Genomic DNA, 9,920 nt, shown 5'->3' on the forward strand with positions numbered 1-9,920 from the left:
GGGGCCCCCGGCGCCGGGGTCTGCGCTGCCGGCGTCTGCGGCGCCGGGGTCTGCGCTGCCGGCGCCCCCGGCGCCGGGGTCTGCGGGGCCGGGGTCCGCGCCGCCGTCAACGACCCAGGGGTCAGGATCCCCGGAAGGAAATCCTGACCCCTGGCGGCGTCGTGCGGTGGAGCCCCGGCTGTTAGAAGCCGTCAACGGCCTTCAGCTTCGGCGATTCCTCAGGTTCGGCAGCCTTGACGCCGACACCGAGCTTTTCCTTGATCAGGCGCTCGAGTTCCGAGGCGAGTTCCGGGTTGTCCCGCAGGAAGCGGCGGGAGTTCTCCATGCCCTGGCCCAGCTGGTCCCCGTCGTAGGTGAACCACGAGCCGGACTTCTTGATCAAACCGTGCTCGACGCCCATGTCGATGATSCCGCCCTCGCGGGAAATGCCCTGGCCGTAGATGATGTCGAATTCGGCGATCTTGAAGGGCGGAGCCATCTTGTTCTTGACGATCTTCGCCTTGGTCCGGTTGCCGACCGAGTCCGCGCCCTCCTTGAGGGTCTGGATGCGGCGGACGTCGATGCGGATCGAGGCGTAGAACTTCAGCGCCTTGCCACCGGTGGTGGTTTCCGGGGAGCCGAAGAACACACCGATTTTCTCGCGCAGCTGGTTGATGAAGATGGCGGTCGTCTTGGTCTGGCTCAACCGTCCGGTGATCTTACGCAGCGCCTGGCTCATCAGGCGGGCCTGCAAACCGACGTGGCTGTCGCCCATGTCGCCCTCGATTTCGGCGCGAGGCACGAGGGCGGCGACGGAGTCGATGACGATGACGTCCAGCGAACCGGAACCGATCAGCATGTCCATGATCTCGAGGGCCTGCTCACCGGTGTCCGGCTGGGAGACCAGGAGCGCGTCGGTGTCGACGCCGAGCTTGGCTGCATATTCCGGATCGAGGGCGTGCTCGGCGTCGATGAAGGCGGCGATGCCGCCCAGCCGCTGGGCGTTGGCTACGGCGTGCAGCGCGACGGTGGTCTTACCGGAGGACTCGGGGCCGTAGATCTCGACCACACGGCCGCGCGGCAGGCCGCCAATGCCGAGGGCCACGTCCAGCGCAATCGAGCCGGTCGGGATGACCTCGATGGGCGCGCGGACTTCGTCGCCCAGGCGCATCACGGAGCCTTTGCCGAACTGCTTGTCGATCTGGGCAAGCGCTGCGTCGAGCGCCTTCTGGCGATCCGGGGCTGCGGCCATGATTCGCACCTCTAATACTTTCTCGCTGGAGAGTGGCCGTCACGGCCGTTGTAATGTCATCACTGACGCTAGTGGCGGCCACTGACAAAGTTGCCGCCGTCGTCGCGTATGTGGAAAACGCTCTGGAAAAAGCATAGCCCGACCCGAACAGATATTCGAACAATCGGACGGCGTGTCAGGCTGGCTCGTGGCAGTCGTCACGGCAGCTTTCCCGCTCTTTTCCCGAGTGCCGGCGCGGGCGTCAGCGCGGCTTCACGTCGCGGCCGAGCCGCCGCTCGGCGGGGACGTCCTGGACATCGCACAGTGCCAGCCAAACCTGCCTGGGCGGCACGCCCGCACTGAGGGCCTGGTCCGCGGTGCGGCCGCCCACGCCCGCCAGCACGAGCGAGTTGCTGAGGACACGGGAATATCCCGCCCCGAACTCGTCGTCCATTAGGCGCCAAAAGTCACTGATTCTCACCGGTAGAGTCTCTCACGGACACGGCACCTAGAATGGTTGCTATGAGCAACCCACACGACGCCACCCCCGCGGCGGCGCCAGTTTCCGGGGCCCGAGATGCCTCCGCGGAGGAGGCGCTGGCCGCCGTCGAACGCCAGTTGAGCATGCTCTGGCGGCGTGCCCGTTCGGTGTCACAACAACTCTCCCGCCGGGTCCATCCCGAAATGGAGCCGGCCGCCTATGGGCTGCTGTCGGTGCTCCGGACCAGGGGCCCCATCCGGCTGACCGAGCTGGCCTCGTCGATCGGCGTCGGGAAGCCCTCGGTAAGCCGGCAGGTCGCGTTCCTGGAGGGCTTGGGGCTGGTGGCGAAGGAAGCCGACCCGCTCGACGGCCGGGCGCAGGCCATCAGCCTGACAGCCAAGGGCGAAGAGAAGATGCATCTGGTCCAGGATGCCCGGCGCGAGGTGTTCCGCGAACGGCTGGCGGAGTGGCCCACCGGAGAACTGGAGGCCTTTGCCTGCTACATGGCGAAGCTCAACGCCAGCTACGAACGCGACGGGTTCCCGCGGGACGAAGTCCTGTAGTCCCGCCCCGCAGGGCGCTTCCGGGACCCGGCCCCGGAGCAGTTCCGCGGCACGGAAAAGGTCCCCGGCACACCGCCGGGGACCTTCCTTGTAGTTATGGGGGTGGGGCTAGCGCGCCCCGGAGAGCATTCCCGTGGCCAGCTCGTCGTTCAGCTCACGGTCCAGGTCCCGGGCGTAGCGCTGAGCGAATTCCTGGGGCACGGTGTCCGGCACTACGACGCCCTCGGCCACGGCGACGCGGTCGCTGACTTCGCGGAGCATGATCGACAACGGGACTTCCAAGGCCGAGCAAATCGAGGAGAGCAACTCCGAGGAGGCTTCCTTCTGGCCGCGTTCCACTTCACTCAGGTAGCCCAGGGACACCCGGGCGCTGTGCGAGACTTCGCGGAGGGTACGGCCTTGGCGTTGGCGGACATCGCGCAGCACATCACCGATTTCGTGACGAAGTACGACCATCTTGCGCTCCTTCTGTTCGCTCTTTGCCTGATCGGCGAGGCCCACATCCTTCCAGCGGACAACGCCGTTTACGGATACGGGCTGCTTTACCATCTGTATCGCCTTGCTCCCTCGTTTGTCCGGTCCGCCGTTGACTGCGAACCGTGTAATGACTTCATCCTAGGCGCCACCCTTCTTCATGGGCGACACAATGTAACAACTATTCGGAATCGACTTTTGTTCCCGGCAACTTTACCCGCGGTAGCTTACCGACGACACGGATTCGAGCAGCCGCTCAAGGGCGGCGCCGCAGGCCAGCGCGCGGATCTCTTGGCGGCTCCCCTCGAACTGGTACGCGAACGACGTCGTGCCTCCCGGTGTGGCCAGGCCGATATACACCGTCCCCACGGCCTTGCCGTCGTGCGGCTCCGGCCCGGCGACCCCGGTGGTGGCCACGCCGACGTCGGCGCCGCAGGCGGCGCGCGCCCCCGCGGCCATCGCGGCGGCAACCTGTCCGTCCACGGAGCCGAGGGCGTCGAGGACCTCCCGGGAAACCCCCAGGACATCGGCTTTGACCGAGTTCGCGTATGCAATCACACCGCCCTGCAACATGGCGGAGGCGCCGGGCGTGTCGGCGAGCACGGCGGCGACCATGCCGGCGGTGAGGGACTCCGCCGTCGCCACCGTCAACCCGCGCTCGATGGCGCGGCCCACCGCCTGTTCGGCCAGGCGGTGGAGATTCGGGTGGAGGCCCGGATGGGCGGCGGGCTGCGGAAGACTCATGGTGTCCCTTCCTGGAGCTGCTGTTTTCTGGCCTTGATGCCGCTGGCGCGCAACTTGAGGGCCTCAACGACATATTCGGCGCCGGTCCAGACGGTGATGGCCAGGGCTGCCATCATGACCGCGAAGGCCAGGATTCCGAGCCACGGGGCGATCGAGGCGAGCGGCATGACGTACAGAAAGATCGCCGCGGTCTGCACCAGGGTCTTGAGTTTGCCGCCGCGGGAGGCCGGGATGACGCCGTAGCGGATCACGAAGAAGCGCAGCGCCGTCACGCCCCATTCGCGGACCAGGATCAGGACCGTCACCCACCACGGGAGTTCGCCCAGGAGCGAGAGCATCACCAGCGCCGACCCGATCAGCAGCTTGTCCGCGATCGGATCCGCGATCTTGCCGAAGTCGGTGACGAGGCCGCGGCTGCGCGCAATGTCACCGTCGAGTTTGTCCGTGTAGATCGCCACCGCGAAGACGGCGACGGCGGCCCAGCGCCACGCTCCGTTCTGCGCCTGCAGGCCGGGCGCATCGGCGACGAGGAACCAGACGAAGAAGGGCACCAGCGCAATCCGCAGCATCGTCAGAATGTTGGGCAGGTTCCAGATCCGCGCTGCGGATCCGGAGTGGGTTTCGGCGCTAGTCACCCTCCTAGGCTACCGTCTCCGCCGACTACCGTCCGGTGAGCGACCAGGCGTCCTCGGATCCTTCGTCGTCCTCGCCGCCGCCGTCGGCGCCGTCGTAATATTCGACGCTTTGGGTGCGGTTGTCCAGATCGGCGGCCACCAAGTCCTCGGCGTAGCCGCCCTGCGCGATGTTCGCGTTGGCGTTCTCGCTCAGCGCGGCGGTCTGGGAATCGGCGACCACCGGCCCCTGCTGGCCCTTCATCGCGGCCAGGACGGCCGCGAGGTCGTCCGGCTTGACCAGCACGTCGCGGGCCTTGGAGCCCTCCGAGGGCCCCACCACTCCCCTGGATTCGAGCAGGTCCATCAGGCGGCCGGCCTTGGCGAAGCCGACGCGCAGCTTGCGCTGGAGCATCGACGTCGAGCCGAACTGCGTCGTGACGACCAGCTCGGTGGCCTGCAACAGCACCTCCAGGTCGTCTCCGATGTCGTCGTCGATCTGCTTCTTCTGCGCCTCGGGGGCGACGTCGTCGCGGTAGACGGCCTTGAGCTGGCCCTTGACGTGTTCGACCACCTTGTGGATTTCGGACTCGGTGACCCAGGCACCCTGCACACGCATCGCCTTGGAGGCGCCCATCGGCAGGAAGAGCGCGTCGCCCTGGCCGATCAGCTTTTCGGCGCCGGGCTGGTCCAGGACCACGCGGGAGTCGGTGACGGAGGAGGTGGCGAAGGCCATCCGGGACGGGACGTTGGCCTTGATCAGGCCGGTGACGACGTCCACGGAGGGTCGCTGGGTGGCGAGCACCAGGTGGATACCGGCGGCGCGGGCCAGCTGGGTGATACGGACGATGGAATCCTCGACGTCGCGCGGGGCCACCATCATGAGGTCGGCGAGTTCGTCCACGATCACCAGCAGGTACGGGTACGGGCGGATGACGCGCTTGGAATCCACCGGCGGGAGGACCTTGCCGGCCCGGACGGCCTTGTTGAAGTCGTCGATGTGCTTGAAGCCGTAGTTGGCGAGGTCGTCGTAGCGGGCGTCCATTTCGCGGACCACCCACTGCAGCGCTTCGGCGGCCTTTTTGGGGTTGGTGATGATCGGGGTGATCAGGTGCGGGACGCCCTCGTAGGCGGTCAGTTCCACCCGCTTGGGGTCCACCATGACCATGCGGACCTCGTCCGGGGTGGCCCGCATCAGGATCGAAGTGATCATCGAGTTCACGAACGAGGACTTGCCGGCGCCGGTGGCACCGGCAACGAGCAGGTGCGGCATCTTCGCGAGGTTGGCCACGACGTAACCACCCTCAACGTCCTTGCCGACGCCCATCACCATGGGGTGGTCCGTGCGGCGGGCGTTCTGGCTGCGCAGCACATCACCCAGGGACACGGTCTCGCGGTCCGAGTTGGGGATCTCGATGCCGATCGCGGACTTGCCCGGGATGGGGCTCAGGATCCGCACATCGGAGCTCGCGACGGCGTAGGAGATGTTCTTGGACAGGGCGGTGACGCGTTCCACCTTGGTGCCCGCGGACAGCTCGATCTCGTACCGGGTCACTGTGGGGCCGCGGCTGAAGCCCGTCACCTGGGCGTCCACGTTGAATTGGTTCAGCGTGTCCGTCAGGGAGGCGACGATGGCGTCGTTGGCTTCGGTGCGCTCCTTGGGGATACTGCCGGGCGTGAGCAGGTCCGACGCCGGCAGCGTATAGGTGACATCGCCGGCGAGGGAGAGCTGTTCGGTGCGCTGCGGGATCGGGGTGGGTAGCGGCGCCGGGGCAACCGGGTTGGCGGGCACGGTGGGCCCCGCCCCCGCGCCGGTCTTCAGCGAAGGGTTCAGCGATCCGGCCGCGATCATGCCGGGGGTCACCAGCGGGATCGCCTCGGTGGCGTTCTCCCCCACGGCCCCTGCCGTGGTGCCCAGGCCCTGGGCCGCCTTGATTTTCTCGACGGCAATCTCCGCCTGGGTGGGCCGCCGAACACCGGGCGCCACGGGCCTGGAACCCTTGCCGCCCCGGGCGCTGCCGGCCTCTGTCGGGTCCTCGTCCTCGACGACGGCGCGTTCGAAGGCTTCGTCGCCGACGTAACCTTCCAGTCCGGCGTCGTCGTCCTGGTTCTTCCCGAAGAGGCGCTTGCGCTTCCTCTTGGGCGCGGGGGCATCGTTTTCGTACAGGTAGCTGCGGTCGTGGCCGTCGTTATCGACTTCTTCCTGCAGATCGATGCCCATCAGGTGCTCATAGGCTTCGCGGAGCCGGGACGGGATGGCGCCAAACGGGGTGGCGGTCACGATCAGCAGCGAGGTGAAGGCCAGCAGTCCGTACAGGGCCAGCGGAACGCCGGCGTGGATGGTGGCCAGCGGAGCGGCCGCGAGGTAGCCCAGCATGCCGCCGGCGCGACGCAGCCCGTCGAAGCCGTCGGCGACGGTCGGCTGGCCGCCGATGATGTGCGCCAGGCCGCAGCCGGCGAAGGTCATGATGAGGAAACCGATGCCGATCCGGTTGTTGCCACGGCCGTCCACGGGCTGGCGGAACAGGCGGAAGGCGCAAACGAACAGCATCAGCGGCAGGAGCAGCGACATCCAGCCGAACGTGCCGTTGACGATGCCGAAGACCAGGTCGGGGAACCACCCTTGGAAGCCCCACCAGGCAAACGTGGCGATGAAGACACCGAGCGCGAGGTTGAACAGGGCGGCGCCGTCGCGGCGGTCCGCCGGTTCCAGGTCGCTGACGTCCTGGCCGATCCGTCGGACGCCGGCGCCGACGACGTGGCCGATCCCCAGCCAGGCCCCGGCCACGACCCGCACCAGCCAGGGCTGCCGAGGTTCGACGGCGRCCATCTGCCGGGTACGCGCGGTCCCCTGCGAGCGGCTGGGTTTGGACGCAGCTGCGCCGGAGCCCCGGGCCGGAGAGCTGCCTGGTTTGCCCCTGGAGTTGCCGCTGGAGCTGCCTTTTGGCGCGGAGGAGGTGCGTGTCGCCATAGCTGCAACGGTACCCGACGCAGCTCCCGAACCCGCGGATTTCCGGGGCGGGCGGGGATCATGTTGGGGCAAAGTGGAGCCATAGATCCGGGGCCGGACATGGAAAACGGCCTCCCCCGCCGGTCGCCGTCAGGGGGCGGTGCCGGCGGGGAAGGCCGGTTAGGTGCTGCTCTTAGGCTTCGAGGACCACCGGGATGATCATCGGCTTGCGGCGCAGCTTGCGGTTGACCCAGGTGCCTACCACACGGCGGACAACCTGCTGGAGCTGCTGGGAGGTGTGGTCCCGGTTCTGCACGGCTTCCTCAAGTGCGGCGTTGATCTTGGGGATGATTTCGTCGAAGACGGCGTCATCCTCGGCCACGCCGCGGGCGTGGATTTCGGGCCCGGAGACCACCTTGCCGGTGGCGCGGTGGATGACCGTGATGATGGAGATGAAGCCCTCGTCGCCGAGCGTCTGGCGGTCCTTGAGGTCAGCCTCGGTAACCTCGCCGACGCTGGAGCCGTCGACGTAAACAAAGCCAACCTCAACCTGGCCCACGACGTCGGCCTGGTGATCGCGCAGATCGATGACGGTGCCGTTGTCAGCCAGCAGGATGCTCTCCTCGGGAACGCCCGATTCGAGGGCGATCTTGCCGTTGGCGATCAGGTGGCGCGTCTCGCCGTGCACCGGCATGGCGTTGAGCGGCTCGAGGATGTTGTAGCAGTAGAGGAGCTCGCCGGCGGCGGCGTGGCCGGAGACGTGGACCTTGGCGTTGCCCTTGTGGATGACGTCCGCGCCGAGCTTGAGGAGGCCGTTGATGATGCGGAAGACGGCGTTCTCGTTGCCCGGGATGAGGCTGGAGGCGAGGATGACGGTGTCGCCCTGGCCGACGACGACGCGGTGGTCGCCGTTCGCCATGCGGGACAGCGCGGCCATCGGTTCGCCCTGAGAGCCGGTGGACATCAGAACCACGCGGTTATCCGGCAGGTTGTCGATGTTCTTGATGTCGACCAGGATGCCGTCCGGCACCTCAAGGTAGCCGAGCTTAGCGGCGATGGTCATGTTGCGGACCATCGAGCGGCCGACGAAGGCCACCTTGYGGTTGTGGTTCGCCGCGGCGTCGAGCACCTGTTGGACGCGGTGCACATGGGACGAGAACGACGCCACGATAATCCGCTTGGAAGCCTGGCCGAAGAGCCGGTCCAGGGTGGGGCCGATTTCCTTTTCCGCGGTGGTGAAGCCGGGGACGTCGGCGTTGGTGGAGTCGGACATGAACAGGTCCACGCCCTCTTCGCCGAGCTTGGCGAAGTGGCGCAGGTCGGTGATCCGGCCATCGAGGGGCAGCTGGTCCATTTTGAAGTCACCGGTGTGCAGCACGCTGCCGCCGGAGGTGCGCAGGAAGACGGCCAGGGCGTCCGGGATCGAGTGGTTGACGGCCACGAATTCGCATTCGAAGGGGCCGAACTTCTGGACCTGACCTTCGCTCACGATCATGGTGGTCGGCCTGATCCGGTGTTCCTGGAGCTTCGCTTCGATCAGGGCCAGCGTCAGCTGGGAGCCCACGAGCGGGATGTCGCTGCGCAGACGCAGCAGGTAGGGAACGGCGCCGATGTGATCCTCGTGGCCGTGGGTGAGGATGACCGCCACGATGTCGTCGAGACGGTCCTTGATGTAGGAGAAGTCCGGCAGGATCAGGTCTACACCGGGCTGGGTCTCCTCGGGGAAGAGSACGCCGCAGTCAACGAYCAGCAGCTTGCCKTCGATTTCGAAGACSGYCATGTTGCGGCCGATCTCGCCGAGACCGCCGAGCGGCACGATCCGCAGGGTGTTCCGGGGCAGTTTCGGCGGCGTGACAAGGCCGGGAAGGGCGGTTTGGGTCATAGTGCACTACTTTCCAGGCGGAGCAGGAGCTGTCTGCGGCTGATCAGGCAAACTGCCGGATCAGGAGAAGACGAGCCCTGCTTCCGCCAAGTCCTCGCGGATCGTTTCGATCTCGGCATCGCCCGGCTCCACGAGGGGCAAACGGACAACCGAGTTGGGCAGGACTCCCTGCCACTTAAGAACTTGCTTCGCAGCAACAGCACCCTGAATATGGGTCATCACTGCACGGACCACGGGGTCCAGTTCGAAATGTATGGTGCGGGCGGTGGCAAAATCGCCTGCAAGTGCGGCGTCGATCATCGCACGGAACTGCTTGGTGGCCACATGGGCGGAGACGCTGACAAGCCCCACGGCTCCGGCCGCCATCCACGGCAGGGTCAGTCCGTCGTCGCCCGAGTAAACGTCCAGGTCCGTGTTCGCCATCACGCGGGTCACCGCGGCGAAATCGGCCTTAGCGTCCTTGAGGGCCACGATGCGGGGGTGGTCCGCGAGCCGGATCATGGTTTCCGGCAGGATCGGCACACCGGCACGGCCCGGAATGTCGTAGACCATGACCGGCAGGTCCGCGGCATCGGCGACGGCCTCGACATGGGCCTGAATACCGGCCTGGCTGGGCTTGTTGTAATAAGGCGTGACGATCAACTGGCCATGGGCGCCTGCCTTGGCGGCGCGCTTGGCCATCTCGATCGAGTGCGAGGTATGGTTCGTGCCGGTGCCGGCGATAACCTTGGCCCGGTCCCCCACTGCCTCGACGATGACACGGAACAATTGTTCCTTTTCGTCGTCTTCGAGCGTGGAGGTCTCCCCCGTTGTGCCGGAGATTACGAGGGCATCGTTGCCGTCGTCGACGAGCTTGTTGGCCAGCTCAGCGGACCCCTGATAATCGACCTCACCGTCGTTGGTGAACGGAGTGACCATGGCGGTCACAAGGGTTCCGAACGTGTAGGAACGAATGTCAGAGTCAGCCATAGGAAAAACGTTACCCTGTCCCCTGCTCGTTAGAAC

9 protein-coding genes are annotated in these 9,920 nt (G+C 66.7%); 1 reads left to right on the forward strand and 8 read right to left on the reverse strand.

Annotated elements, in window-relative coordinates:
* Positions 1-181: 181 nt before the first annotated feature.
* Together recA and AB4Y86_RS04615 are read right to left on the reverse strand one after the other, a co-directional pair.
* On the reverse strand, positions 182-1,231 hold the full coding sequence (gene recA / locus AB4Y86_RS04610; protein WP_441400504.1) for a recombinase RecA: 1,050 nt from the start codon (positions 1,229-1,231) through the stop codon (positions 182-184).
* Between the two features lie 241 nt (positions 1,232-1,472).
* A complete protein-coding gene (locus AB4Y86_RS04615; RefSeq protein WP_441400506.1) occupies positions 1,473-1,691 on the reverse strand; it encodes a DUF3046 domain-containing protein in 219 nt (72 codons plus the stop codon).
* 41 nt (positions 1,692-1,732) lie between these two features.
* Here AB4Y86_RS04615 and AB4Y86_RS04620 point away from each other — a divergent pair, with 41 nt between their 5' ends.
* Positions 1,733-2,254, forward strand: coding sequence for a MarR family winged helix-turn-helix transcriptional regulator (locus tag AB4Y86_RS04620; protein ID WP_441400507.1), 522 nt, complete (start codon positions 1,733-1,735; stop codon positions 2,252-2,254).
* A 108-nt stretch (positions 2,255-2,362) separates the two neighbouring features.
* Here AB4Y86_RS04620 and AB4Y86_RS04625 read toward each other — a convergent pair whose 3' ends face one another.
* The 6 genes from AB4Y86_RS04625 to dapA all read right to left on the reverse strand — a co-directional run bounded on the left by AB4Y86_RS04625 (position 2,363) and on the right by dapA (position 9,884).
* On the reverse strand, positions 2,363-2,803 hold the full coding sequence (locus AB4Y86_RS04625) for a helix-turn-helix domain-containing protein (protein ID WP_441400509.1): 441 nt from the start codon (positions 2,801-2,803) through the stop codon (positions 2,363-2,365).
* 138 nt (positions 2,804-2,941) lie between these two features.
* Positions 2,942-3,472 (reverse strand): CinA family protein, encoded by a 531-nt coding sequence (locus AB4Y86_RS04630; protein ID WP_441400511.1) that lies wholly within the window; start codon positions 3,470-3,472, stop codon positions 2,942-2,944.
* On the reverse strand, positions 3,469-4,107 hold the full coding sequence (gene pgsA, locus AB4Y86_RS04635) for a CDP-diacylglycerol--glycerol-3-phosphate 3-phosphatidyltransferase (protein ID WP_441400513.1): 639 nt from the start codon (positions 4,105-4,107) through the stop codon (positions 3,469-3,471). The genes AB4Y86_RS04630 and pgsA overlap by 4 nt, the downstream gene beginning before the upstream one ends.
* Positions 4,108-4,132: 25 nt before the next feature.
* Positions 4,133-7,054 carry a DNA translocase FtsK gene (locus AB4Y86_RS04640; protein WP_441400515.1) on the reverse strand — a complete coding sequence of 974 codons (2,922 nt, stop codon included), beginning with the start codon at positions 7,052-7,054 and terminating at the stop codon, positions 4,133-4,135.
* A 172-nt stretch (positions 7,055-7,226) separates the two neighbouring features.
* Entirely contained in the window at positions 7,227-8,915 is a 1,689-nt protein-coding gene (locus tag AB4Y86_RS04645; protein ID WP_441400517.1) for a ribonuclease J, read from the reverse strand.
* A gap of 60 nt (positions 8,916-8,975) precedes the next feature.
* Positions 8,976-9,884, reverse strand: a complete 909-nt coding sequence (dapA, locus tag AB4Y86_RS04650) for a 4-hydroxy-tetrahydrodipicolinate synthase (protein ID WP_441400519.1) — start codon at positions 9,882-9,884, stop codon at positions 8,976-8,978.
* Between the last annotated feature and the right edge of the window lie 36 nt (positions 9,885-9,920).

This window comes from Arthrobacter sp. 2YAF22_2 (genome assembly GCF_052114645.1).
GTDB lineage: Bacteria > Actinomycetota > Actinomycetes > Actinomycetales > Micrococcaceae > Arthrobacter.

Coding starts and splice junctions, on each gene's coding strand:
- AB4Y86_RS04620 (WP_441400507.1), top strand. CDS start 1,733: ATGAGCAACCCACACGACGCCACCCCCGCGGCGGCGCCAGTTTCCGGG.
- AB4Y86_RS04625 (WP_441400509.1), bottom strand. CDS start 2,803: ATGGTAAAGCAGCCCGTATCCGTAAACGGCGTTGTCCGCTGGAAGGAT.
- AB4Y86_RS04630 (WP_441400511.1), bottom strand. CDS start 3,472: ATGAGTCTTCCGCAGCCCGCCGCCCATCCGGGCCTCCACCCGAATCTC.
- dapA (WP_441400519.1), bottom strand. CDS start 9,884: ATGGCTGACTCTGACATTCGTTCCTACACGTTCGGAACCCTTGTGACC.